This is a genomic window from Aeromonas sp. L_1B5_3, from assembly GCF_963866575.1.
GTDB classification, from domain to species: Bacteria; Pseudomonadota; Gammaproteobacteria; order Enterobacterales; family Aeromonadaceae; genus Aeromonas; species Aeromonas jandaei.
In genome coordinates, this window is the sequence record NZ_CAWMDN010000012.1 from 1 (window position 1) to 25,685 (window position 25,685).

Below are 25,685 nucleotides of genomic sequence, written 5' to 3' on the forward strand. Positions count from 1 at the left end.
GGCGATTTGCCCGTTGGCCACAGCGCTGCACGCCTGAATAGACACCAAAGCCCGGTTATCAGACCGGGCTTTTTCGTCTGGAAATCCACCCGGCTTGTTTATTTTTACTGGTCCGCTTTTGGCTTGTGGTGCGCGATTAGGGTTGTATCTCGCTTATAACTCGGTAGAGTAAGGGCATCTTGAGTTTGCCTCTCCTGCCGGTGTTTGAGCGGGAGTCAGGTGTAACTTGGCCAGTTTTTATCAACCTTAAGCTAGTGGTATCGATATGGAACAAGTAAACAAGTCCACCTTCAGCGATGTACTGGAATATGTGCGTATGTCCCGTCGCCAGAACAAACTCAAGCGTGAAATTGCGGATAACGAGAAGAAGATCCGTGACAACCAGAAGCGTGTACTGCTGCTCGATAACCTGAGCGACTATATCAAGCCGGGTATGAGCATTGATGAAGTGCAGGCCATCATCGCCAACATGCGTACCGATTATGAAGAGCGTGTAGATGACCACATCATCAAGAACGCCGAGCTCTCCAAAGAGCGTAAAGAGCTGAGCACAAAGCTGAAGAGCATGAGCTCCCACAAGTAATGCTTCGCTTACCTTGTTAAACAACACCGGCCATTGGCCGGTGTTTTGTTATCAGCTCTGATCTCTGCCACTCCTGCAACAATCGGCTCCCCTTTTCAGAGTTGCCCTGTTACCATCAATGCAAAGCGGTCAATAGTTTCAAGCCATTGACTTGAAACGACTAAGCTTGATTGAAACACAATAAATTGCGCAACCATGGTGGGGCTTTTATGGGCGCATCAGAACAGACGGATTTGACACAAGTGGCATCTCAAGATTCATCTGTCCAGAGCACGGACGGGAACCCCAAGCGCAAGCGTCGTTCCTGGTGGCGCTGGCTGTTTTGTTTCCTCTTCCTCGCCTGTCTTGGGGCTGTGATCACTCTGGTTGGCTACGAGATGAAAACCTCGAAGCTGCAATCTCAGGAGATCTCGCGCTATGCCGCCAAGCTTACCTATCAGGTTGAGCCCGGACAGAGCAAGCAGATCGCTTTCCCTGAAGATGGCCCGTTCGATAAGCGACTTGGCTACGTACAACTGCCAATGATGCAGGAACGGCTGCTGCAGCGGGGCTATCAGGTGAGCAAGCAGGTGCATTTCTCCGATGCGCTCTACGACTATGCCAAGCGTGGCTTCTTTGTCCCCTATACCGAGAAGGTACAGGCCGGGCTGTCGCTCTATGATTGCCGCGCCGAACCTTTCTATCAATTCAGGTATCCGACCCATCACTATCCGGATTTTGCCTCGATCCCGCCGCTCATCATCCAGTCGCTGCTCTTTATCGAGAACCGCGACCTGCTGAGCAATGAGGAACCGCTGGCCAACCCGGCGGTGGATTGGCCGCGCTTTGCCAAAGCGGCGGTTTCTCAGGTAGGCAAAGCGCTGGATATGCAGGATCAATCTGCTGGCGGCAGTACCCTGGCAACTCAGGTGGAGAAGTATCGTCACTCTCCGGACGGCTTGACCATGTCCCCCACCGAGAAGATCCGCCAGATGGCATCTGCCAGTGTGCGAGCCTACCGACTTGGGCCAGAGACGCTGGAAGCGCGCAAACTGGTGGCTTGGGCCTATCTCAACTCGGTGCCCCTCTCGGCTGCTCCCGGCTACGGCGAGGTGCACGGGTTAGGTGATGGCCTCTGGGTCTGGTTTGGCGCCAATGTCGAGGATGTAAACCGTCTGCTGGATCCTGCTCGTAACCAGAATGCCTCGCTGGCAGAGCAGGGCCTGGCGCTGCGTCAGGTGGTGTCTCTGATGATCGCCCACCGCCGTCCCTCCTACTATCTGGCTCAGGGGCGGAGTGCGCTGGCAACGCTGACCGACAGCTATCTGCGCCTGTTTGTACAGGAGGGGATGATTACGCCTCCGCTGATGGAAGCCGCCCTCAAGGCCAAGGTAACTTTCCGCGACTTTTTGCAATCTCCGGCGGTCACCAAGGTCAATAACAGCAAGGGGTTGCAGGTGGCGCGTACCCGTCTGAGCCGGCAGCTCGGGGTGCAGCTTTACGATCTCGACCGGATGGATCTGACTGCCGAGACCAGCCTCAATATGCCGTTGCAGAACGAGATTTCTCATTATCTGCAGCAGCTCGCCGACCCCGCTTTTGCGGCACAGGTCGGCCTGTTTGGTGAGCGCCTGCTTTCGCCAGAGAAGACTGGTGATGTGCGTTACAGCTTCACCCTGTTCGAGAAGTCGCCGGAAGGGTTCAAGGTGCGGGTGCAGACCGACAACACCGATCAGCCGTTCGACATCAACGAAGGATCCAAGCTCGAGCTGGGTTCCACTGCCAAGCTGCGGGTGCTGACCACCTATCTGGAGATAGTGGCCGAGCTGCATGACAACTATGCCGACATGCCGGCAGCGAGCCTGCGCAAACTGGCCGATGCTTCACAGGATAACCTCAGCCGTTGGGCCATCTCCTATCTGATGACGGCGAAGGACAAGAGCCTGCCCCTGATGCTGGAAGCCGCGCTGGATCGCCAATACTCCGCAAGCCCCAGCGAAGGCTTCTTTACCGGTGGCGGTATGCACACCTTCAACAACTTCCGCAAAGAGGATAACGGTCGCATCCCGGCGATTCGCGATGCGCTGCGCGAGTCCATCAACCTGCCGTTTGTCCGCCTGTTGCGCGACATTGTGCGGTATAGCCTCTACAAGGAGGGGAACCGTGCCCAGCTGCTCAAGGATGACAAGGATCCCCGCCGTCAGGAGTATCTGGCCAAGTTTGCCGACAAGGAGGGTCAGACCTATCTGCTGCGCTTCTGGCGCAAGTATCACGGCAAGAGTGCCGATGAGCAGCTCGATACCTTCCTGGATGGGTTGAAGCCGAGTGCGGTGCGTCTGGCGGCGGTTCACCGCTATCTGATGCCAGATGCTGACCTGGCGACCTTCTCAGCCTTCCTTGCCAAGCGTCTGCCGAATGAGAAGCTGAGTGCAAAACGGGTCGAGCAGCTCTATGTCAGTTACGGCCCCGGCAAGTATTCACTGCCGGATCAGGGCTATATCGCGCGGGTGCACCCGCTGGAGCTGTGGCTGCTCTCCTACCTCAAGGAGTTCGACAAGGCGACCTTTGCCGATGCTGTCGCGGCAAGCCGTGACGAGCGGCAGGAGGTTTACAGCTGGCTGTTCAAGACCCGTCACCGCAGTGCCCGTGACAGCCGTATCCGCACCATGCTGGAGGTTGAGGCTTTCCTCGATATCCATCAACGCTGGGCGCGGCTGGGCTATCCGTTCGACCATCTGGTGCCATCGCTGGCGACTGCGCTGGGCAGCTCGGGCGATCGTCCGGCAGCCTTGGCCGAGTTGATGGGGATTATCCAGAACGGCGGTATCCGGGTACCGACGCTGCGCATCGAGCATCTCTCGTTTGCCAGAGGTACGCCTTTCGAGACCGAGTTCGATCCGACTCATACCGAAGGGACACGCGTCTTGCCGGCCGAGGTGGCGACAGCGCTGCGCAATGCACTTTCCAAGGTTGTGGAAGGGGGGACGGCGAAGCGGATTGCCGGCGCCTTTACCATGCCGGATGGCACCGTACTGGCAATGGGCGGCAAGACGGGGACCGGTGACAACCGGATCGAGACGGTCGGACGCTATGGGAATGTGACCAGCTCGCAGGCTCGCAACCGTACTGCGACCTTCGTCTTCTATCTGGGGGATGATCACTTCGGCACACTGACGGCTTACGTGCCGGGCAGCCAATCGGACAAGTTCCGGTTCACCTCCGCATTGCCGGTTCAGGTGCTCAAGGGGATGGCGCCGCTGCTGATCCCCTACCTGCAACCGGGTTCCCATACCCAGTGTCTGGCCACTCAGTGAGTGGCAGACAGAGATAAAAACGGGGAGGCTGTGAAGCCTCCCCGCTTTTTTATTATTGAATACAGAGCTCTCGCTGACTCGTCAGGCGTTCAGAATGAACTGTTCAATCACCTGAGCCACGCCATCCTCATCGTTGCGAGCGGTTGTGTGCTGGGCCAGCGCCTTGATTTCGTCGGTGGCGTTACCCATGGCGACACCCAGTCCTGCGTATTCGATCATATGGTGGTCATTGCCGGCATCGCCGACGCAGATCACCTGATCGGCGGTCAGACCAAGGTGATCGGCCAGTGCGGCAACCCCGGTCCCCTTGTTGCTCTGCTTGTTCATGAACTCGAGGAAGAAGGGGGCACTTTGCACAACTGTGTAGCGGTCATAGAGCTCTGCAGGCAGGCGCTCGATGGCGCGGGCGAGCTGGGGCGGTTCGTCGATCATCATCACCTTCATGATCTGCTCGTCGGCCGGCAGGGTGGCGAAGTCGATCAGATTGATGGGCATGCCGATAAGACGGGATTCATGCTCGGTGTAACGGCTGACGCGCGGGCTGATAAGCCCTTTGGTGACGGAGAAGCCGTGGACGTTCACCTCCAGCTCGTCGGCCAGTTTGGCGACGGAGCTGGCATCGCTGCCGGTCAGCAGCTGGCTGCGGATGATACGCTGATCGGCAACCTGCTGTACCAGAGCGCCGTTGTAGCAGATGACATAGTCATGCTCCCCGGTGAGGCCGAGCTCGACCAGATAACGACTCATCCCCTCCAGCGGCCGGCCAGAGGCCAGTACCACAGTGACACCTTTGGCACGAGCTGCCGTGATGGCGGCGTGGGTGCGGGGAGTAATCTGGCCTTGCGGGTTGAGCAGGGTGCCATCCATATCCAATGCGATCAGCTTGTACATCATTCACTACCTGAGTCTGGGCGGCCCGTCCAATGGGGCCTGGGAAGTGGCGAGTGTAGCGAAAATCGGCGGCCGGATCACGGTCACTACTGATATGAATAGGGGGAGTTTGGCCTATTTATGCGCCTCATAGGGGAGCATCTGAAGTTGATCTTCCCGGATGCAGAAGTGGATGGGGCCGTGTTCGATATCGACCCGGTTGTGGTGATGGGCCATCTCTACCTCGACACCGGGGAAGAGATGCTGGGTGGCGATGATGTCCATCTCTGCCATCAGCTTTTGCAGCTCTTCGTGGTTGGCGGCCAGCTGCTCTTCCAGCTGGCGGAGCTCCTGCTGATGGCGCTCGCGGATTGGTTTGAGCTTGCGCAGGGTATCGGGGTTGCGTTTTTCAGTGGGGAGTTGCACCAGCCGCATCACCAGCTCTTTGATCTTGTCGAGCTGCTCCTGACAGAGCTGTTGTTGCTGCTTGAGCTGATGCTCCTGCTCCTTGTGAGTAAAGTAGCCGCCGAGGATCTGCAGCTTGGTATGGTTGCCGGCCGATGCACCGATTACGGGAGAAATGATGAGCCGGTTGGCGATGGCGAGCCCTCCCAAGAGGTTGCCTTTACGCATCCCGCCGTCACCCACCTTGATGTCCTGCCCACTACGGCTGTAGCAGTGGCTGAGCTGGGTCTGGATCTGGATATCGCCGCCAGCTTCGAGCTGGGCATACTGGGCATAGTTGGCGTGGATCTCCCCCTGCGCGTTGAGCTGGCAGAGGTACTCGCCCTGTTCATTGCGCCGACCTATGATGCCGTGACGCACAGTGATGGTTCCCCCTGCTTCAATCCAGCCCCCTTCGATAAAGCCACCGATGACGATGTCACCGCTCACCGAGATTTTCATGCCCGGATTGACATCATCATTGACGATGAGTCCTCCCTCGAAGGTGATGTGACCGTGGCGGGCATCCACCCGCTTGACGCTCAGCACCTCATCTACTTTCATTCCCGCTTTCTCCTGACAGGGGAGCCCGGCGCGGCTTGCAATCAGCAGGTCCGGGTCATCGGGCGAGAAGAAGGTGCCCTCTCCGGCGCTCATGGGGCTGTCCTTGCCATGCTTGGCGGGGAGCTCCTGACCAGTCACGGTGAAGCCGGGGACGCCCTGAGTGGCCGGGTGACGGCGCATCAGCTGGGCACCTGCCTTGACGGTGACGATGGAGCCGAGATCCCTCAGATCGACCCGGCCATGATCCAGCTCCTGAGGTTTGAGAATACGTTCAGCCGGGGTCTCCACCAGCCGCTCGTAGCGGGTGTCCTGACCGTTGACGGCGGCCTGGCCACGGGCGATGACCAGTTTCAGCATGCTGCCGGGAGCCGCCTCCTTGGCGGAGAGGATGGCGGTAGCAAGCAGAGCCTCGCTGACCCCCTGCTTCACCTCGCTGATGGAGATCGCCTCTTGCAACTGTTCGAGGGTCAGGTACTTGCCACCCCAGTCGGCGGTGATCTGGGCGCTGGCACTCATCCGGTCTTTCTCGACCACAATCAGCACCTTGGCATCGTGTCGCTTGGCGATGGGGATGGGAGTCGTTGGAACAGAGGCGGCAGGGTTGCCTTGCAGCATGTTGAGCAGGGTGATCGACTGTTTGATCCCCTCCGTCAGGGGTTGGTAGCGGCGGCAGTTGGAAGCGAGCAGCAGAGTCTGCACATCCTGTTCGGTGACAGGTTTGGTGAGTCCCGGCGCGATGCGCAGGCAGACCTGATCCATGTCACTTGATAGCAGCAGCCACTCTTTGCTTAACACCGGCTCTCCTTGCTGGGTGGGAGAGGGAAGTGCCCCTCTACTGTCATTAAATCTCTCAATGATGGATAAAGCGAATCACTGAGCCGAAGAGTGTGCAGTATTTGGATATTTCTGCTGGAAGGTCAATGGATTGAGTGCAAATGGGTGACGGGATCGTAAGAAATGACAGTGCTGATTGGAGATGACCCGGCCCAATGCCGGATCATGGAAACGAGCCTGTGCGGCGCAGAAGATTCAGGATTGGTTTTCAGCGTAGGTCAGTCGCCGAGCCGAGCCGTTCTGGTCAGGGTGAGGTAATCGGCCAGTACCGGCAATCCCAGCAGATGGCGGCGCAGCATGTCGAGGGCGGCGAAGGCGAGGATCTTGCGGCGGCTCTCGGGATCCGGGTGGCTGACCTTGAGGGTCTGACCGAACGAGATTTCATCGGCGCAGAGCAGCAGTGGCACGCCGTCCGGGCCAGCCTGGCCTATGGTCAGACTCACTCCATGGGGAGTGCCCGTCAGCTGGGCAAGCTCGCAGCTCAAGGCGCTGCTAAAGCTGGCCTCCAGCATAGCGTGTTCATGGCACATGGCCAGCAAGGCCCCCCGGCTCTCACATTCATACAGAGTGAGTGGTTTCTCTCCCAGCAGAGTGAGGATCTGCTGCGCCGGTTCGAGATCCCCTCTGCCGACCAGCCAAGGCTCGATGGTGGCGAGCAGTCGCGCTTCGGCTGCATCCATGTCTGCCGTGCTGGCACCGTGGCCGATGAGCTTCAGCTCGATGAGTGGCATCGAAGAGCGGTAGCCCAGCTCGATCCCGATGGGCCAGGGGGCCGCATCCAGCATATCGCTGAGGGCTGATTCCGAGACGCCAAACGTGTAGAAGCGGCGCAGCTCGGTATCGGTCTGGGTGCCGGCCAGCACCTTGAGGCGCGGCATGATCTGCTCGCGCACCATCTGTTTGAATTCGAAGGGGACGCCCGGGGTGAAGAAGAGCCGGCTCAGGCCGTGGCTGGCCGGGTGAGTAACCACAAAGCCGCAGGCGGTACCGACCGGATTGTCGAGGAGCTCGCAATCCTGCGGCAGCCAGGCCTGCTTGGCATTGCTGGTGGGCATGGTGCGGCCCCGGCTGGCGTAACGTGCTTCGATGGTGGTGAGCCAGTCAGGAAACAGGGTGAGCGGCTGGCCGAAAGCCTCGGCCGCCGCCTGAGCGGTGAGATCGTCGGCAGTGGGGCCGAGTCCGCCACACACCAGCACCACCTCGGCACGGCTGGCGCTCTCTTGCAGCACGCTTTTCAGGTCGGTGAGGTTGTCCCCCACCGTCAGGCGGCGGCGCACCTGCCAGCCCTGTTCCAGCAGCAGGGCGCTGAGCCAGGCGGCATTGGTATCCACCACCAGTCCCGTCACTATCTCGTCTCCGGTGCTGATGATCTCGATACGCATGACGGGCTCCTTGTGCTGAAACGGGGAAAAGAGAGGGCTACTGGCCTGCGGGGATCAGGGCTTGTTGTGCTCGAAGTAGTAACTGATCCGGGTACGCGGGTTGAGGTACTCGAACACCGCTGGCGGCAACCGCTTTGGATGGATCACCTTGGCGATGGAGAGCTCGGCCTGCTGCAGGTCGATGATGGCCGCTTCCTGACGCGGGATACGCGGATCGTAGACCAGCACCGAGGGGTAGAGCAGGCGGGAGGCGTTGACCGACATCACCAGCCCTACCTGACCGTTGGAGAGCTGCACCACGCTGCCGGGCGGGTAGATCCCCATCAGCCGGATCAGCATGCTGAGATATTCCGGATTGAACTGGGCTTTGCGCTGCTTGTAGAGGCCGCTCAGGGCCGAGTAGGGCACCTTGGCCTGCATGTGGCAGAGGTTATCGTACTCGTTGATGAGGGAGACCATCTGGGTGAGCGGATCGAGCTGCCCCTTCTTGAGCCCCTCCGGCCCGCTGCCATCCAGATATTCGTGGTGGTGCAGCACTATGCCCTTCGCCTCGGCCGGGAAATCCTTGGCCAGATTGAGCAGATCCAGCCCATAGCGCGGGTGCTGGGCCATCAGGTTCTGCTCCGGCTTGGTTAGCGGCTCGGTCTTGCGCAGGATCTGGCTCGGGATCTTCAATTTACCGATGTCGTGGAACAGTGCCCCCATGCCAACCTGGCGGATCTCGTCGGCCGTCATGCAGCACTCCTTGGCGAGCAGCATGCTGAGCACGCTCACATTGAGGGAGTGGAAGTAGAGGTTGTTGCCATCCTCGCCGTCAGAGACCAGATGGAGCACCATCTCGTCTACCGAGAGCAGCTGCTCGGTCATGGCGTTGACCAGCTCCTGTGCTTCGCCGATGGCATTGAGAGGGCGAGACTGGATCTTGCTCATCACGCTGCGCACCTGTGCCAGCGACTGCTGGAACTGCTTTTCGCACTGCTGCAGATTGCGGCGATAGAGCTGCAACTGCTCGATGCGGCGATCCTTCTCCTGCTGCATCTGGGCCTGACGCTGGGCTGCATCGGCGTTTTCCGATGGCTGGGTGACGGCATGTGCCTGCTCGAGAGGCTTGGGCGGTACATCGCTCTTGTCGGGAATGATGGTCACCAGTTTGAGGCCCAGGCGACGGATCAGTTCGATCTCTTCTTCATTCTTGATTTTGAAGCTGGAAAACAGGAACGGGTGTTCGCGCCACCCCAGTGGCAGGGATACATAGTTGCCGACTTGCAGTCGATCTACGGAAATCTTGATACCGGTCATTATCTTGGATGCAGGGGAGATACTGAGCCGTATGCTAGTCAAAGGCGAGGGTGAATACAAAAGGTATCTGATGACAGGGTGAACGCTTTATTATAGGCTTCTGGATGTCCAGACATATTTACCGATGCAGTACAGGGAGTAAGCATGCCGATCAAGATCCCGGACCAGTTACCCGCCGCCGAAGTGCTGGGGCAGGAGAACATCTTCGTGATGACGGAATCACGGGCCGTCACCCAGAACATCCGCCCGCTGCGGGTGTTGATCCTCAATTTGATGCCCAAGAAGATTGAGACCGAGATCCAGCTGATGCGGATGCTCTCCAACTCGCCGTTGCAGGTGGACGTGGATCTGCTGCGCATCGACGATCGGGAGTCGAAGAACACGCCCCAGGCGCACCTGGAGAACTTCTATCACGACTTCGAACAGGTGCGTGGCAACAACTACGACGGCATGATCATCACGGGGGCACCGCTCGGGCTGGTGGAGTTCGAGGAGGTGGTCTACTGGCCGCGCATCGTCGAGATCATCGAGTGGTCCCATCAGCATGTGACCTCTACCCTGTTCCTCTGCTGGGCAGTGCAGGCGGCGCTGAAAGCCCTTTATGGCATGGAGAAGCAGACCCGGGGCGAGAAGCTCTCCGGCGTCTATCACCACCACCGTCTCGATGAACACGAGCCGCTGCTGCGCGGTTTTGATGACGAGTTTGTCGCGCCTCACTCCCGCTATGCGGCGTTCGACGGCGACCTGATCCGCGCTCACACCGATCTGCAGATTTTCGCGGAGTCAGCAGAGGCGGGAGTCTATCTGGCGGCCACCAAGGATTGTCGTCAGGTCTTCGTGACCGGCCATCCCGAGTACGATGCGTTGACCCTCGACGGTGAATATCGCCGGGATCTGGCTGCGGGGCTCGACCCCATCATTCCGGTCAACTACTACCCGAACAACGACCCGAGCCAGACCCCGCGCGCCAGCTGGCGCAGCCACGGCCATCTGCTGTTCTCCAACTGGCTCAACTACTACGTCTATCAGCTCACCAGCTACCGGGTGGAGGATATCGGCAAGGTCTTTACCTACGACCAGAGCGGCAAGTAGTTCAGGCGTTGTTCTCCAGCCGCTCGGCCTGCTGCTGCAGCCAGTGGCGGTGGGTATCCAGAGTGAATGCCTTGGGTCTGTGCGCCTTGACGGTGGCCATCGCCTCGTCAAGGGGCCGGCCAAGGGAGATCAGCAGAAGGGCGGCCAGCAGTCCGGTGCGACCGCTTCCCCCCTTGCAGTGGATGACCAGATGTTTGCCATCGCGCAGCAGCTCGGTCAGCCGGGGCAGAAGTTGCAGCCAGCTCTGCTCGAAACGGGAGTCGGGGGCCTGATCATCTTCGATGGGAAGGTGGAACCAGCGCATTCCCTCCTGTTCGACCTGCACGCCAAGGTGGGCGAGGTCGAAGCGAGCCAGTTCGGCGTCAGTCATCAGGGTGATAACGGCGTGGGCACCGGCCAGTCGCAGCTGGTCGAGGGCGAGAGTCAGCGGCACCTGCTGGGTGCCCGGACAGGGGGTCAGTAGAAGCTGACCATCGACGCGGGGAAGCTCCAGGCTCCAGAAGGGATGAAACGGGTGCATGGCGAATCCTCGTGTGGCGGCCGGTTTACCGAGCCCGGCGAATGGCGCCAAGCATAGGCAGGGCGGGGGGGATGTCAATGACGTTGTGTTTGGCCCGGTTTACGGGCAGAGTCTAAAAAATTGAGCGGTTAGAGGAGTGAAGATGAGAAATCTGGATCAACTGGATTTGGATATCCTGGCCCATCTGTTTCGGGATGCAGGCATGACCAACAAGGATCTGGCCGCGCTGGTGGGGGTTGCTCCCTCCACCTGTCTGGAACGGGTACGCAAGCTGCAACAGGACGGGGTGCTCAAAGGGGCGCACTGCGAGGTCGATTATCAGGCTCTCGGTGGTCACATTCAGGCCATGGTCTCCCTGCAACTGGCCCGTCACAGCCGCCAGATCATCGACGATTTTCGCGATGCCATTCTGGTGTTGCCCGAGGTGATCAGCCTGTTCCACATGGGGGGCAAGGATGATTTCCTGGTGCACCTCTGCGTGGCCGATACCGAACACCTGCGCAACTTCGTCTTCGATCACTTCACCTCCCGCGAAGAGGTGGTGCATCTCGAGACCTCGCTGGTGTTCGAGCACAGGTTCAGCCGCTCGCTGCCCTGTTTCCCCCAGCCATAACGCCAGTGTGAAAAAAACCGCCTTTCGGCGGTTTTTTTCTATCGGGTTGCGCTGGTTGATGGCGCCTGTTCGGCAGCGGCGGTTCGCTCATCTTTAGCCGTCCGGTAGAGCCCCTTCTGATAAGCAAGGCTGCCCCAGAGCGCCAGCCCCAGCGTCGCCTCTTTCATGGCGGCTGGTTGTGCCACCGGCGTCAGTGTTTCGGTGGCGTCGTCATAACGATACCCCTCCGCCGGACGTTCCGGTTGCAGGATCACCACATCCTGGCCGCGCATCAGGGCAAAGTTCTTGTCGTACTGCATGATGGCGCGCCCCGGCCAGTCGGCGGGCATGCGGGTGAGATCCTTGCCGAGCATCGGATAGTCGGCACTGATCCCCATCAGGGAGAGCAGGGTCGGTGCCATGTCGATCTGGCTGACGATGCGCGGATCTTTCTTCGGCGCTATGCCCTCGCCCACGATAACCCCCGGGATATGGAAGCGGGGAATGGGCACCAGACTGGCGCCACTGACCCGGCTGTCGTGGTCGGCGATGACCAGAAACAGCGTGTCTTTCCAGTACTCCGAATTTCTCGCCTTTTTGAAGAACTCGCCAATGGCGTAATCCGCATACTTGGCCGCGTTGTTGCGGGTCTGCTTGGGCTGCTCGAAGAGCTCGATGCGGTTGTCCGGGAATTCGAACGGATCGTGGTTGCTGGAGCTGAACACCAAACTGAAGAAGGGTTTGCCCTGTTTGTGCAGCTCTCTGAAGGTTTCGTCAGCCTTGGCCATCAGATCCTCATCGGAGGCGCCCCATGAGCCCTGGAAGACCGGGTTGGTGAAATCCTTCTGCTCGATGATGGTGGTGAAGCCGTTGCCGAGGAAGAAGCTGCGCATGTTGTCGAAGTGGCTCTCGCCGCCGTAGATAAAGCTGGTGTCGTAACCCCGTTGTTTGAGCAGATCGGCGATGGTGAAGAAGTTGGTCTGGCTCTTGCCGAGCTTGACCACCGCCTGTGCCGGGGTCGGCGTAAAGCCGGTCAGCACTGCCTCGATTCCACGCACCGAGCGGGTGCCGGTGGCGTAGAGCTGCTCGAACGCCCAGCCCTGTTGCGACAGGGCATCGATGTTGGGAGTGAGCGGCAGGCCGCCGAGGGAGCCGACGAACTGGGCGCCGAGGCTCTCCTGCAGCAGGATCACCAGATTCTTCGGTTTGCCGTCGTAGCTGGCTTCGTTGAAGGTCTGGCTTGGCAAGGTGTCGGAGCTGAACTCATGGGCGGCCCGGCCACTCTCCTGACGCACAATCTCGATGATCCGCTTGTCAGTCATCTTGCCGTAAAACTGGCTGGCATCCTCCTCGGCGCCCATCTGTTTGATGGCAAAGAAGAGAGAGTAGGCGGAGTTGACGGTCAGCGCATTGACCAGCGGGTCATCGGCAAAGGCGACCATGGCCGGGTTCAGGGCGCGATGGCCCAGGCTGGAGCGGGCACCGAGAAAACCTATGGCCAGAATGAGCAGGGCGAAGGCGGGCCGCCAGTACCAGCGCGGGAAGGTAAGATCGCGCAGCAGACGGCCACTCAGCCACCAGCCTCCGGTCAGCACGGCGCCACTGAAGAGCACTGCCAGCAGCAACTCGGCTTTGCGGCCCGCCCACAGCATGGAGAGCACCTCTTTCGGATAGATGAGGTACTCCACATAGAGGCGATTGGGGCGCACGCCATATTCGGTGACAAACGAGGGGGTGGAGATCTCGAGGAAGAGCATCAGCCAGAGCCCGACGGTCAGCCAGACGCGCATCAGCTGCATCCAGCCCCGACCGATGGCGTGAGGCCCCGCCAGCAGCAGGGTAAACATGGCCGGGACACCCCAGAGCCAGCAGATAGTGGCGAAATCGACCCGGATCCCTTGCAGCAGCATCTCCTGCCAGCCAGCGACGGCATCGACCCGTTCCAGTTGCCAGATCCCCAACGCAATGCGGCTGAGGGTCAGAGAGCCAAGGGCAAGCGCACAGAAGACGGCAAAAGGCCAGAACGGGCCTAGCCGCTGTTTCAGAGTTGTCATGGTTGTTCCTGATTGAGCCTGTAAGCATCTGTCCACAGATGCTTTTTTTGTTTTGTTGGGAGATATGACAAGGAGATGGGGAGAAGGTTGCGCGCTGATCGCGGTAAAAGAGATAAATTGCGTGCTGCTTATGCAAAAGTGTGACATCAGACCGCCATTGCACACAGCATAACCTGCTGCCGGAAGTGTGAGCCCACGCGCTAATGGGGTCATGACAGCTATTTATAATTGCCGCGAATTATCTGGGTGGAGCCGAAGGATGCCGGTCTTTATCGATGTCGACTATTTGCAGGGATGGCGCCTGTTTCTGGTGTTGTCGGATGGCACAACAGGCGTGCTGGATCTGACCCCGTGGCGAGGTCAGCCGCTGTTTGCTGCGCTGGAGACGGAGCGTCATTGCGCCCGGGTCTTCATCAACCGCCACCACCAGCTGGAGTGGCCTGTTGGCTGCACGCTATCTGCCCATGAGGTCTATCACCTCATCATGCCGATGGACGAGCGGGAAGCCTTCCGCTAATCCCTGTTTTTTGTGAGCCAACGCCAGATTCCTGTTGCTGGAATGTTTGGGTGTTTGCCTTCCTGAATCAAATTGGGTAAAAACAGCGCAACATTTTGCCAACCTGGCTTTGTTTCGTCTGATCAAGGCTTGCCGCACTCATGCAGCAGGCCTTTTTTGCGACCAGAGTCCAAACCTTTCCCTTGCTGAAAGGTTTGGGCGGCGAGATGAAAAAAACATAACAAACAAATACATAAGGAAAATGTATGGCTTGTCATATGCGCACACCCCTTGCCCTGCTGGTTGGTGGACTCGCCTGTCACGGCGCTGCCGGTCAGGAACCGGTGCAACAGCTGGATCCCATGGTGGTGGTGGCAACTCGCCCCGCCAGCACCCTGGAGGTGACGCTCGATCCCAAGAAGCCCGGTTCCCCCATGCCCGCTGCCGACGGCGCCGGTTATCTGAAGAATGTCACCGGCATGAGCATGGTGCGCAAGGGGGGGCTCGGTGGCGATCCCGTGCTGCGGGGGATGGGGATGTCCCGCCTCAACGTGCAGATGGATGGCGGCATGCTGGCCGGTGGCTGTGGCGGCCGGATGGATCCGCCCACCGCCTATGTGTTCCCCCAATCCTTTGACCGGATCCGGGTGCTCAAGGGGCCGCAATCCCTGGAGCAGGGTGCCACCCTGGCGGGAACCGTGCTGTTCGAGCGGGACAGACCCGAGTTTATGGCGCCGGGTTTCAAGAGCGAGGCCTCGGCCCTCTTTGGCAGCTTCGGCCGCGATGATCAGATGGTCGACATGACGGCAGGCTCGACCGATGGTTATCTGCGCGGTCAGTTCACCCACTCCGACAGTGATGATTACCGCGATGGTCACGGTGACAAGGTGCGATCCTTCTATCGCCGCGAGAACGGCACCGCCCAGCTGGGCTGGACGCCGGGGGAGCACACCTGGCTGGAACTCACCGCCGAGCGCAGCAATGCCCGCGCCGCCTATGCGGACCGCACCATGGATGGCCCCATGTTTGACCGCGAATCCTTCGGGCTGAAGCTCAAGCAGGAGGAGATCACCACTCACTGGCAGCGCAGCGAGCTGACCCTGTGGGACAACTACATCGACCACATCATGGACAACTTCAGTCTGCGGCCAAACAGCGGCATGAAGATGCTCTCCAACCCGGATCGCCGCAACACCGGCGGGCGCTGGGCCAACGACATCGCTCTGCCAGCCGACTGGCTGCTGACCGCCGGGCTCGACAGCAACCGGGATCAGCACCGCAGCCGGAGTGGCGTCGACTATGCCACCAAGGATCGCCAGCGCACCCTGCGTTTCGAGCAGCAGGGCGGCTTTGCCGAGCTGGGGCGCCAGCAGGGGCTCCACAGCTACAAGGGGGGGTATCGTCAGGATCGGGTCGAGACCACCCGTTATGGTGCGGGTGATCAGACCCTCTACAGCGAGACCGAGTACCTCGACAGCGGTTTTGGTCGCTACGAGTATCAGTGGTCGCCTCGCTGGTCCAGTTATCTGGCGTGGGGACAGGCAGAGCGGGCGCCGGACTACTGGGAGCGCAGCAAGGACAGCACCCCGTTCACCCTCAACCCGGAGCGCAGCCGCCAGTGGGACGCAGGGCTGGCCCTGCGCAGCCGCGAGCTGGATCTGACCCTCTCCCTCTTTAGCGCCAACATCAAGGATTACCTGCTCTACAACAACAAGTCGAACCAGGTGCGCAACATCGATGCCCAGACCCGGGGCGGCGAGCTGGAGGGGCGCTGGCAGTTTGCCGAGCAGTGGCGTCTCGATGGTGGTCTGGCTGTGGTCTACGGCGAAAACCAGAGCGACAACAAACCGCTGGCGCAGATGCCGCCCCTCGATGGCAAGCTGGCGCTGGGCTGGCAGCCGGACGAAGCGCTGAGCTTCACCCTGCTGGGCCGCGCCGTGGCGGCGCAGGATCGGGTGGATGTGGGCTCCGGCACGGTCGCCGGTCAGGATCAGGGCGAGACTCCGGGCTTCTTCACCATGAACCTGAGCGGCGCCTGGCAGTTTGCCAAGGGGTGGCAGCTCTCGGCCGGGGTAGACAACCTGTTCGACACCTTCTACTACGAGCACCTCTCCAAGTCGGTACACAGCAGTCAGGCCGGGTTGGGCTATGAGCAGAGCGGCCGCATTCCCGAGCCGGGTCGTGCCTACTGGATCTCGGTCAACTACCGTTTTGCCTCCGACGGCGTGCTCTGAGCAAGACGAGCGGGTAACGTTTTCAGTCACAGACCCCTCTGCGAGCGCTCGCTATCATGGCGAAAAGCAGGTGCATTCAGACACTTGTGCTCACAGCGGGAACATGACAATGAAACAGGGAACGTTGCGTTATGGCGGCCTCATCGGGGCCGCCCTGTTACTCGCCGCTTGCGGCGGCAGTGGAAGTTCTGGCGGGGGGAGTACGCCTCCCGCCGTCAATCCTCCGGTCGCCACGGCCAGTCGGGCCTGCTACGGCGATGAGCAACTCGCTTGCAATCTGCGCATCTATCAGGTGATGGTGGAGTCCTTCGTCGACGGTGACGGCAGCGCCAACTACGGCGTCGGTTACGGCCCCTCCCGCCACAACGGTGATCTGCAGGGGATCATCGACAGCCTCGACCACATCAAGAGCCTCAACGTCAACGCCATCTGGCTCACCCCGGTGTTCGACTCCTGCGCGGGGCAAGGGGGTGACGACAAGCTCGATGCCACCGGCTACTTCGCCTGCGACTTCTTCAACGTGGACCCCAACTTCGGCAGCAACGCCCAGCTGAAAAAGCTGGTGGATGGGGCGCATCAGCGCGGCCTCTACGTCTTCCTCGACGGGGTGTTTGGCCACGTCAACAAGGTGGGGGTGAGCAAACCTTCACCGGCAGGCTTGCTGCCCGCCCTCAAGAGTGGCGGTGCCGGTTATCCGGGTCAGCTGGTGGATTACAGCCAGCCCCGGAGTCTCGCCTACTTCAAGGAGGTGGCCCGCTACTGGGTCGAGCAGTACGGCATCGACGGCTGGCGTCTCGATCAAGCCTATCAGCTGAGCCTCGATGAGTGGCGCGTCATTCGCCGCGAGGTGGAGCAGGCCAGCGCGGCGCGCAAGGCCGCCGGTCAGCAGTGGGGCACCCTCGGCTATATGGTGGGCGAGGTATGGAAGGGGGCCGACGAGATCCGCGCCCAGGCTTACGGCAGCAGCGACAATCCGGCGCTCTCCTCGGCGTTCGACTTCCCGCTGCGCTACGGCCTGGTACAGGCGCTGGCGGTGGAGGAGTCCGGCAAGGGCGGGCAGGGGGCCAGCGTGCTCGACGCCAGCTGGAACAAGGTGGAGAACTACCCGAATCACGCCATGCCGAACCTGATGCTCGGCAACCACGATCTGGTGCGTTTCGGCGATCTGCTGGAGCGAGGTCATTTCAATCCGGCGGAGTACTGGCAGCGCCACAAGGCGGCCTTCAGCTTCCTTGCTGCCCGCTCCGGCCCCATCACTCTCTACTATGGCGAGGAGTTTGGCGACGAGGTGCCGGGCTTTGCCACCAAGGTAGGCGGTGACTGCGCGGCGTTGGGGCTCTGTGACGATCACGTGGCCCGCAGCGACGGCAAGGTACCCGCAGTCACCGGCTTTGTGCCGGGCAGTGAGCAGAGCGAGCTGAAACAGTGGCTCAGTCAGCTGCTGGCCCTGCGCGCCAAACACCCCGCCCTCTATCAGGGGGAACGGATCAAGCTGGTAGCCGAGGGGAGCCTCTATGGCGACATCAAGGAGACGGCGGCGGAGCAGATCGTCTACCTGCTCAACGTCTCGAGCACCCCCCTGAGCTATGCAGTGCCGGTCGGCAAACTGCGCAGCGGCAGTGCGCTGGTGGATCTGCAGAGCGGCGAGAGTCTGGCCATCGGCGGCAGCAGTGTAACGGTGGAGTTGCCCCCCCTCACCGGTCGCTTCCTGTTGTTGCAATAGCGCGACCACGAGCCAACGCAAAGGGCTCCATAGCGGAGCCCTTTTTTCATGGCGATGCCCGTTGCGACGTCGTCCTACTTCTCGATGCCGCTGCCCAGCTCATCCGGGCGGGGAGCGGCTGGCGGGTGACCATTGCCATTGCGCCAGCTCTCCAGCCGGTTGTGGACTCCGCGGCGCAGGCTCTTGAAGCTGGTCTCCAGATAGTCGACACCGACCAGAATGGAGAGGGTGACACCGGTGAGCAGCAGCGCCTGATGGAGCATCTGCATGCCGATGAGGGCGCCGAGGGCGGCCAGCATCCAGACGGTGGCGGCGGAGGTGACCCCCAGTACCTGACCATCCCGGGTCATCATCACCCCGGCACCGAGAAAGCCGATGCCAGTGATGAGCTGGCCCAGCACCCGTGCCTGATCGGCGCTCTGGGGGCTGAGGGCGGCGCCGATGGCGAGAAAGCAGTAGGTGCCGAGGATGATGAGCGAGGAGGTGCGGATGCCGACCGGCTTGCCGCGTAGCTGGCGCTCCAGCCCTACCAGAGTACCGCACACCAGACAGACCAGGATGTTCTCCCAGCCAAGGGGCGCAATGTCCCACCAATCAGTCGTCATCATATCCACCTCTGCAATCGATGCTTGTTGTTATCCGGCCGCGCTCTGCCCCCGGTTCTCCAGCCGCTGGCGGAAGGCGCGGGCGAGGCGCTCGTAGAGGTCCTTTGCCTCTCTGTCCTCAATATCGCCACGTATCCAGGGATTGTCGATGATTTCCAGCAGCACGCAGTCGCGACCCTGCTGGCGCAGGTCGACCCCGAACAGGCCGTTGCCGAGCTGATGCACCGCACGGCGGGCAGTTTGCAGCACCCGTTCTGGCACTTCGTTCAGTGGCAGCGCCTCGATCCGGCTCATGTCGAGAGGGTGCTTGCGACGGCGGATGCGGTTGCCGGGCTCGGGGCGGAAACGGCGGCAGGCAAACAGCGGTGAGCCATCGAGAAAGCCGATGCGCCAGTCGAACTCGGCGGGGATCCGGCTCTGCACCAGCAGCAGGGCGGATCTCCCCAGCCCCTCGTCCAGCAGGCGAGCCAGCTGCTGCTCGTCGCTGGCCATGGCCAGATCCCGCCCCTGTGCCCCGTCGGGCACCTTCACCATCAACGGCAGGCCGAGGCGCTGCACCAGTTCGTCCACGTGGTGGCGGCCGCGGCGGGTCACCACCATGGTGGGTGGCATGGGCACGCCGCTGCGCACCATCAGCTCGTAGAGATAGAGCTTGTTGCTGCAGGCGAGGATGGCGCGGGAGCTGTCGATCACCGGCATCTTGAGCTGCTCGGCGCGGCGGGCAAATTCGAAGGTGTAGTGGCCGACCGCCGTCTCGGAGCGCAGCCAGAGGGTATCGAACTCCGGCAGCCGCTCGATGGCGGACGGCGCCAGAATTTCGGCCCGGATCCCCTGCGCCGCGGCCGCCTTGATAAAGCGCTCCAGCGCCAGGGCATCGCTGCTGGCGCGGCCGTCGTTGGGGTCGACCAGAATGGCGAGCTGGTAGAGCGGCGCCGCCTGCTCCTGGTCGCCGGTGCCCACCAGTGCCTGGGCGTGGTGCAGCATCAACTCTTTCTCGCTCGTGCTCAGTTCCAGCGGTGACAGGCTCTGCTGCTGGCGCACCGACCAGCCGTGGCGGCCGCGCTTGAGGGTCAGCTCTTGCAGCGGCAGCTGGCTCAGGCCGTAGTAGTAGCGGGCCAGCCCCGCCAGCTCGCTCTTTTCGCACTGGCCGAAAATGGCGCGTACCCGGATTCGGTCCTCGCTCTGCTGGGCCAGCCAGCCCTGCAATTTTCGCCACAGCTTGGCCGGTGGCTGCTGGGGTTGCAGCTGGCTGATGGCCTGTAAACCCGGTAGACAGTGGTGGCCGCGGGCCTGGGCCAGCAGTGAGCAGTAGTAGCCGGCACTGAGGTGTTCCAGATTGCGGCAGAGGTTGATGATGCGGGGGCGGCCGCCGGTGGTGGGCACTCCGTGTTGCAGGTAGGTGCGGGCGGTCAGCAGATAATCGGCATGGCAGGGCCAGTCGCCCAGCTCTTCGACGATGACGTAGGTACTCATATTTTCAGCTCCACAGATGAAACTGCCTTAAGCGGCAGGATCCCCAGTGGGCTTCGATGCACCGACAAGCACGACAATGGCGCGAGGGGAAACAAGAGGTTACAGTGCCTAATATTCTGCCTTGGTAACTTGTGATACAAGTCGCATTTTTGGTGCTGAGGATAAATAACCGAACAAGGACTCCCCGTGTTGACCGTCCGCGCCGCCCGACCCAACGATCTGGGCGCCATCGTTAAACTGGAACGCTACTGTTTTCCTCCCGAGGTCGCCTTTGGCCGCAGTCGCTGGCACTATCTGCTCGCCCAGGCCAGAGGCCGCACCCTGCTGGTGCTGGATGAGAAGGAGCAGCTGATGGGCTATCTCTGCCTGCTGGAGCACAAGGGGTGGGATCGCCTCATCGTGCAGACCCTCGCCATCCGCTGGACCATCCGCCGTCAGGGCTGGGCGCGGCGCCTGCTGGAGCAGGTGATCCGCGAAGGGCAGGAGGCTGGCTGGGGGGCGATCCGGCTGGAGGTGGCGGATGCCAATGCCGAGGCGTTGGCGCTCTATCGGGGGCTGGGGTTCAAAGCCACCCAGCGGCTGCCCGACTACTATGGCCCGGGTCAGCATGCCCATCGGCTGGTGCTGAAGCTGGCCGGAGAGAGGAGGGAAGAGGAGAGGGGATGAGCTGCGACAACTGTCTTGCTACCGCCATCAGGGCCAAGCTGGGGCGCTGCCCGGTCTGCGCCGGCCAGACCTTTGCCATCGGCATGGTCGGTTGGCTGGTCTGGTGGTGGTGTGGCGCCGATACCTCGGTCAACGCCCTCACCGGCTTGCTGTTTGCGCTGGGTGGCTCGGCCCTCTTGCTGCTCCATCTGGCGGCATTTGTCTGGCGCAAGGCGACCGGACGTGAATTGAGCGATGAATAAATCAGATTGGTTTCAACAACATAAATAACAATATCGGTTGAGATAATGGAGGTTCAGATGATAGCAATGGTAACGGGCGCCTCGTCCGGTTTTGGTGAGTCCATCAGCCGTCAGCTGGTGCAGGCGGGCTACAAGGTGATCGGTACCGGTCGCCGTGCCGAGCGGCTGGCCGCGCTGGCCGACGAGCTGGGCGCGCAGTTCCTGCCGCTGGCGTTCGACGTGCAGGACAAGGCGGCCACCCGCGCCGCCATCGCCACTCTGCCGGCCGAATGGAGCGAGGTGGATCTGCTGGTCAACAACGCCGGTCTGGCGCTGGGGCTGGAGCCGGCCCACAAGGCGGATCTGGAAGATTGGGAGCAGATGATCGCCACCAACATCAGCGGTCTGACCCTGCTCACCCGATTGCTGCTGCCGGGCATGGTGGCGCGCAATCGCGGCCACGTCATCAACATCGGTTCGATTGCCGGCACCTATCCCTATCCGGGCGGCAACGTCTACGGCGCCACCAAGGCGTTCGTGAAGCAGTTCAGCCTCAACCTGCGTGCCGATCTGGCGGGCACCGCCATCCGCGTCACCAACGTGGAGCCGGGCCTGTGCGGCGGCACCGAGTTCTCCAACGTGCGCTTCCACGGTGACGATGCCAAGGCGGCCTCCGTCTATCAGGGGGTGGAGGCGATCCAGCCGGAAGATATCGCCAATACCGTGCTCTGGGTGAGCCAGCAACCGGCTCACGTCAACATCAACAGCATCGAGATCATGCCGGTGGCGCAGACCTTCGGCCCGCTCAATATCAGCCGTCGCTGATCGCTGGATTGGCTGAAACGAAAGAGGCTCCCTTGGGAGCCTCTTTGCGTTGGCGAGCCGATTACAGGCTCATGATCTTCTTGAACTCCTCCGGCGAATACTTCTTCTCGGTGCGCTTGGTGAGATCAGTCATCAGCTTGTAGCGCAGCGTTTTGGCCATCTGATAGGTCTGCTCCAACTGGCCATAGGAGTAGTCGGCAGCCAGCCCGATGGCGGTAGCCTTGTCGCTGGCGTAGGCCTGCTTCAGGCTCTTGTCGAGCAGGGCCACCTCCTTGTAAAGCTTGCTGCTCTCCTTGCTCCAGACGCCGCGCAGCAGCGGCAGGTACTTGTCCGGATCAGCGCTGGCCAGCGCGGTCAGGCTGCGGAACTGCCAGTAGGCGGAGTCATCGGAGTAGCTGTCGCTGCCGCTGCGATAGGGCAGGGGGTAGGATTCCAGGGTGTTGTAGAGTGGCACCATCACAGATTCGGCCAGCACGCCGTAGCTCTGCCAGATCAATCCCTGCAGCTCTTTGGGCATCTCCTTGCGCAGCTGGATGACGTGGGATTCCAGCTGGCGATCGATGCGGATCGGCCGCTCCGCCTTGCCCGCCAGCGGGGTGCCCTCATAGGTGGCGCTCAGCAGTTTGGCTACGTCCGGCACGGCGATGGGGGCATCCGGCTTCATAAAGAGCGGATATTGCGCCTGCCGGGTCGGCTGCGGATGGCTGGCGGTCAGCATTTTCTGGCCGAGCCACTCCCGATCCACGTTATACGGGTCAGCGATGACCCCGAACGCCTTGGCGAAGTTGAACTCTTTCGGATCGGCGTTATCCAGCAGTTTGTGTTCGCGTACAAACTCCAGCAGCTTGGGCGAGTGCAGCACATCGGCGCTGTCGAGATTGACGCCGTGGATCCGCAGGCCGTTGGCCACCATGGCGTAGCTGTCGTCCGGCACCCGCACCGCAATCCAGTGGTGGCCGGAGCCGATCTCCATCAGCCAGGCCTCGTTCACATCCGCCAGATAGAGGCTGTTGCCCTCACCGGCGCCATATTGCTCCACATAGCGGCCAAGCAGCTCGACCCCCTCTTTGGCCGTTTTGGCCTGTGGCAGGATCAGGGTGGGGATGATGGCTTCAATCACTCCCTTCTCGATCAGCGGATCGGCTTTTTGGGCCTTGTCGTTGACCTCGGCACTGGTGGTGGCCGAAATGGCGACGTTGAACTCGTTGATGCCGCGCTCCTCGTAATACTTGCCGTCCGGGTCGCTGGCTGTGGCATCCCAGTCACGAATGGCTGAGTAGGCGAAAAACGCCTTTGGCATCGGCACTTCCAGTCCGTTGCCCAGTTTCCAGACCTTGCCCTCGTTCTGCTGCGCGGGCCGGAAGGCGAGGTACTTGTTCCAGTTGTTGACGCCAAAATCCTCGTTTCTGGCGATCATCACGCTGCCATCGGCACTGGCCCCCTTGCCGACGATAAGGCCGGTACAGGCGTCGGCACTGGTGCCAAGCAGGGTGAGCAGGGTGGCGGAGAGAAGACTCAAGGTGTGTTTTTTCATAGTTATGCCCGAAAGGTTGCGGTGGATGCGCGTCAGGGGGCGGGAGAAGCGGCCGGGAGTAACCGGACTGGGTCGGAGATCCGACGGTAGACAGGTCTGCATCTGGTTGAATTCGCAAATATATCATCCATAACGCTGCTTGCTTGCCCGATGGTGCGCCAAAATTGTATTCCTGCGTGGTTGTTTGTTTTGTGATCGACGGAACGTTCCTGCGGTTTATATTGTGCCGCGTTTTTGAGGCAGCGGTATGTGTCGGAAATCGGGGTAAAAGCAGCGGATGAGTCATGATTCTGACGCTGCGTCGGGGCTGTAACTGCTGGCAAGCTTGCCAGCGCGGGGATCTCGCCCAATCTGACAAGTTGGCCTGTAACTTGCTGGTTTTATTGTCAAAGGTGGGGCCAGACCCCATACCGCCGCATTCAGTCGGCCCGCTCCGGCGGGTCGGCACACAGAACGGGAGTCTTCATGGATATCAAACCCTACAGCCAGCAGCTTGCCCAGAGCGCTTCCAACAACCGCGCCCTCGCCACCCTCAACAGTGCCAGTAGCGGTGGTCAGGGTGGTGGCTGGGAGGAGATGGTCAGCCTCTCCACCCAGCGTATGACCGGTCAGGCCCAGCAGGTGCTCACCTATGAACATCTGGCCAAGAACAGCAAGCTGCCGCCGGCGCTCGACATGAGCTCCGACAAGGGGGGCGTGGTGCAGCAGCTGGTGGACAAGGCGCTCGGGTTTGATCGCAAGAAATTCAACGAGATAGAAGACAAACTCAAGGCTATCGCCGACAACAAGAAGCTGACCCCGGAAGAGCGGGCCGAGCAGAGCAAGCCGCTCAACGAGCAGAAAGATGCGATGCTGAAAGAGGCGATGGATCGCCTGACCGGCAAGAAGAGCTCATCCAAAGATGAGGCCAAAACCGCCTGATCCCGTCACTGTTGTGAGAGATACCCGGTCGGCACAGATGGGCCAGTGTCGACCGCCGATGGGCAAGCTTCTGCCACCTCTTTTGACCTCACCTCCCCACAGGCGCACAATGTCCGCGCATTGAGCCAGTCGAGGAGTCCGCCGTGTACAACTTCCAATATGCCAATCCGACCCGCATCTGTTTCGGCGAGGGGCAGATCGCCAGCCTTCCCGAACTGATCCCGCCCGGCAGCCGGCTGCTGGTGCTCTACGGCGGTGGCAGCATCAAGCAGAACGGGGTGTATGAGCAGTTGACCCGGGCGCTGGAGGGGGTGACGTGGCAGGAGTTTTCCGGCATCGGCGCCAACCCCAGATTCGAGCTGTTGATGGAGGCGGTGGCGCAGGTGAAACGCGAGCGCATCGACTTCCTGCTGGCGGTCGGTGGCGGCTCGGTAGTCGATGGTACCAAGTTTGTCGCGGCCGCAGCCTGCTACGAGGGGGATGATCCCTGGGATATCTGCGGCAAGCAGGCAAGCGTGCACAAGGCGCTGCCGATGGGCTGCGTGCTGACCCTGCCGGCGACCGGCTCCGAGAGCAATCCCACCTCGGTGGTGAGCCGGGGGGATGTGAAGATCTCCTTCAGAAGCCCGCTGGTGCAGCCGCAGTTTGCGGTGCTCGACCCGACCACCACCTACAGCCTGCCACCGCGCCAGACCGGCAATGGCGTGGTGGACGCCTTTGTCCATATCGCCGAGCAGTACCTCACCTTTCCGGTGGGGGGCGAGGTACAGGATCGGCTGGCGGAGGGGCTGCTGCAGGTGCTGGTGGAAAACGGCCCCAAGGCGCTGGCGGAGCCGACCAACTATCAGGTGCGGGCCAATCTGATGTGGGCGGCCAGTCTGGCGCTCAACGGCCTTATCGGTTGCGGGGTGCCGCAGGATTGGGCTTCTCACGCCATCGGCCATCAGCTGACGGCGCTTTACGGGCTCGACCATGGCCAGAGTCTGGCGGTAGTGCTGCCCGCCCTGCTGCGGGAGCGGGCTGCGCAGAAGCAGGAGAAGCTGGCCCAGTTTGCCGAGCGGGTGTGGCACTCCAGCCGCGAGGATTATGCCCTGCGCATCGAAGAGGCGATTATCCGCACCGAGCAGTTCTTCCAGCAGATGGGCCTCGGTACCCGCCTCTCTGACTATGGCCTTAGCGAAAGTTGCATTCCGGCGGTCTGCTCCAATCTCAAGCGGGTCGGGCGTACCGCACTCGGGGAGCAGCAGGATATCGACCCGGATCAGGTGGCGCGGATCCTCGCCCAGGCGCTTTGAACGGCCAGAAGGGACGATCGGAGGTTTGCTCTCACCCCTCTGCCTGAGTGGCAGGCGTCAGCGCCAAACAAGATTGTTTCAATAAACGCTGGCTATAAAATTTGTTTGTTGCGCCGGTGAAATAATCCCGCGACCACGCCAGCGGCTTGTTTCATCAGTGCCGGC

At 61.1% G+C, this 25,685-nt stretch carries 21 protein-coding genes; 12 read left to right on the top strand and 9 right to left on the bottom strand.

What is annotated here, in order from left to right; genetic code table 11:
• The first annotated feature begins 265 nt into the window (after positions 1-265).
• Complete coding sequence (gene tmaR, locus AACR93_RS01685) at positions 266-583, top strand: PTS system regulator TmaR (protein WP_033115541.1); 318 nt, start codon at positions 266-268, stop codon at positions 581-583.
• A gap of 209 nt (positions 584-792) precedes the next feature.
• Complete coding sequence (locus tag AACR93_RS01690; RefSeq protein ID WP_043852177.1) at positions 793-3,876, top strand: transglycosylase domain-containing protein; 3,084 nt, start codon at positions 793-795, stop codon at positions 3,874-3,876.
• Positions 3,877-3,957: 81 nt separating this feature from the next.
• Here the strand turns inward: AACR93_RS01690 and yidA are convergent, their stop codons facing one another.
• The 4 genes from yidA to AACR93_RS01710 form a co-directional block, all read right to left on the bottom strand.
• A complete protein-coding gene (yidA, locus tag AACR93_RS01695; RefSeq protein ID WP_043852178.1) occupies positions 3,958-4,767 on the bottom strand; it encodes a sugar-phosphatase in 810 nt (269 codons plus the stop codon).
• 114 nt (positions 4,768-4,881) lie between these two features.
• Entirely contained in the window at positions 4,882-6,549 is a 1,668-nt protein-coding gene (locus tag AACR93_RS01700) for a DUF342 domain-containing protein (RefSeq protein ID WP_082044188.1), read from the bottom strand.
• A gap of 257 nt (positions 6,550-6,806) precedes the next feature.
• On the bottom strand, positions 6,807-7,970 hold the full coding sequence (locus AACR93_RS01705; RefSeq protein ID WP_043852180.1) for a CinA family nicotinamide mononucleotide deamidase-related protein: 1,164 nt from the start codon (positions 7,968-7,970) through the stop codon (positions 6,807-6,809).
• A 54-nt stretch (positions 7,971-8,024) separates the two neighbouring features.
• A complete protein-coding gene (locus tag AACR93_RS01710) occupies positions 8,025-9,269 on the bottom strand; it encodes an HD-GYP domain-containing protein (protein ID WP_041209307.1) in 1,245 nt (414 codons plus the stop codon).
• A gap of 144 nt (positions 9,270-9,413) precedes the next feature.
• Between AACR93_RS01710 and metA the strand changes: the two genes are divergently transcribed.
• A complete protein-coding gene (gene metA, locus AACR93_RS01715; RefSeq protein WP_042032834.1) occupies positions 9,414-10,361 on the top strand; it encodes a homoserine O-acetyltransferase MetA in 948 nt (315 codons plus the stop codon).
• Between the two features lies 1 nt (position 10,362).
• Here metA and AACR93_RS01720 read toward each other — a convergent pair whose 3' ends face one another.
• Positions 10,363-10,881, bottom strand: coding sequence for a phosphatase domain-containing putative toxin (locus AACR93_RS01720; protein ID WP_043852181.1), 519 nt, complete (start codon positions 10,879-10,881; stop codon positions 10,363-10,365).
• Positions 10,882-11,023: 142 nt separating this feature from the next.
• On the opposite strand from AACR93_RS01720, the gene AACR93_RS01725 reads away from it, so the two are divergent.
• On the top strand, positions 11,024-11,494 hold the full coding sequence (locus AACR93_RS01725) for an Lrp/AsnC family transcriptional regulator (protein ID WP_033115549.1): 471 nt from the start codon (positions 11,024-11,026) through the stop codon (positions 11,492-11,494).
• A gap of 38 nt (positions 11,495-11,532) precedes the next feature.
• Here the strand turns inward: AACR93_RS01725 and AACR93_RS01730 are convergent, their stop codons facing one another.
• Positions 11,533-13,527: an LTA synthase family protein gene (locus tag AACR93_RS01730; protein ID WP_043852182.1), complete on the bottom strand. Its 1,995-nt coding sequence runs from the start codon at positions 13,525-13,527 to the stop codon at positions 11,533-11,535.
• Positions 13,528-13,786: 259 nt separating this feature from the next.
• Between AACR93_RS01730 and AACR93_RS01735 the strand changes: the two genes are divergently transcribed.
• The 3 genes from AACR93_RS01735 to AACR93_RS01745 all read left to right on the top strand — a co-directional run bounded on the left by AACR93_RS01735 (position 13,787) and on the right by AACR93_RS01745 (position 17,980).
• The gene (locus AACR93_RS01735) at positions 13,787-14,044 is read left to right on the top strand and encodes a DUF2442 domain-containing protein (RefSeq protein ID WP_033115550.1); all 258 of its coding nucleotides are present in this window, start codon (positions 13,787-13,789) and stop codon (positions 14,042-14,044) included.
• A gap of 245 nt (positions 14,045-14,289) precedes the next feature.
• Positions 14,290-16,257, top strand: a complete 1,968-nt coding sequence (locus AACR93_RS01740) for a TonB-dependent copper receptor (protein ID WP_043852183.1) — start codon at positions 14,290-14,292, stop codon at positions 16,255-16,257.
• A 109-nt stretch (positions 16,258-16,366) separates the two neighbouring features.
• Entirely contained in the window at positions 16,367-17,980 is a 1,614-nt protein-coding gene (locus AACR93_RS01745) for an alpha-amylase family protein (RefSeq protein WP_043852184.1), read from the top strand.
• Positions 17,981-18,054: 74 nt separating this feature from the next.
• Here the strand turns inward: AACR93_RS01745 and AACR93_RS01750 are convergent, their stop codons facing one another.
• Positions 18,055-18,588, bottom strand: coding sequence for an MgtC/SapB family protein (locus tag AACR93_RS01750; protein ID WP_043852185.1), 534 nt, complete (start codon positions 18,586-18,588; stop codon positions 18,055-18,057).
• 27 nt (positions 18,589-18,615) lie between these two features.
• Complete coding sequence (locus tag AACR93_RS01755; RefSeq protein ID WP_043852186.1) at positions 18,616-20,058, bottom strand: RimK family protein; 1,443 nt, start codon at positions 20,056-20,058, stop codon at positions 18,616-18,618.
• 186 nt (positions 20,059-20,244) lie between these two features.
• On the opposite strand from AACR93_RS01755, the gene AACR93_RS01760 reads away from it, so the two are divergent.
• The 3 genes from AACR93_RS01760 to AACR93_RS01770 are packed head-to-tail and all read left to right on the top strand — an operon-like array spanning position 20,245 to position 21,770.
• Positions 20,245-20,724, top strand: coding sequence for a GNAT family N-acetyltransferase (locus AACR93_RS01760; protein ID WP_043852187.1), 480 nt, complete (start codon positions 20,245-20,247; stop codon positions 20,722-20,724).
• Entirely contained in the window at positions 20,721-20,966 is a 246-nt protein-coding gene (locus AACR93_RS01765) for a DUF3624 domain-containing protein (protein WP_043852188.1), read from the top strand. Before AACR93_RS01760 ends, AACR93_RS01765 begins: the two co-directional genes overlap by 4 nt.
• Positions 20,967-21,023: 57 nt before the next feature.
• Positions 21,024-21,770: an SDR family oxidoreductase gene (locus AACR93_RS01770; protein ID WP_043852189.1), complete on the top strand. Its 747-nt coding sequence runs from the start codon at positions 21,024-21,026 to the stop codon at positions 21,768-21,770.
• Positions 21,771-21,831: 61 nt separating this feature from the next.
• Here AACR93_RS01770 and AACR93_RS01775 read toward each other — a convergent pair whose 3' ends face one another.
• Entirely contained in the window at positions 21,832-23,304 is a 1,473-nt protein-coding gene (locus tag AACR93_RS01775) for a C69 family dipeptidase (protein ID WP_043852190.1), read from the bottom strand.
• Between the two features lie 465 nt (positions 23,305-23,769).
• On the opposite strand from AACR93_RS01775, the gene AACR93_RS01780 reads away from it, so the two are divergent.
• Complete coding sequence (locus tag AACR93_RS01780; RefSeq protein WP_033115559.1) at positions 23,770-24,225, top strand: hypothetical protein; 456 nt, start codon at positions 23,770-23,772, stop codon at positions 24,223-24,225.
• A gap of 143 nt (positions 24,226-24,368) precedes the next feature.
• The gene (locus tag AACR93_RS01785; protein ID WP_043852191.1) at positions 24,369-25,520 is read left to right on the top strand and encodes an iron-containing alcohol dehydrogenase; all 1,152 of its coding nucleotides are present in this window, start codon (positions 24,369-24,371) and stop codon (positions 25,518-25,520) included.
• The last annotated feature ends 165 nt before the right edge of the window (positions 25,521-25,685 follow it).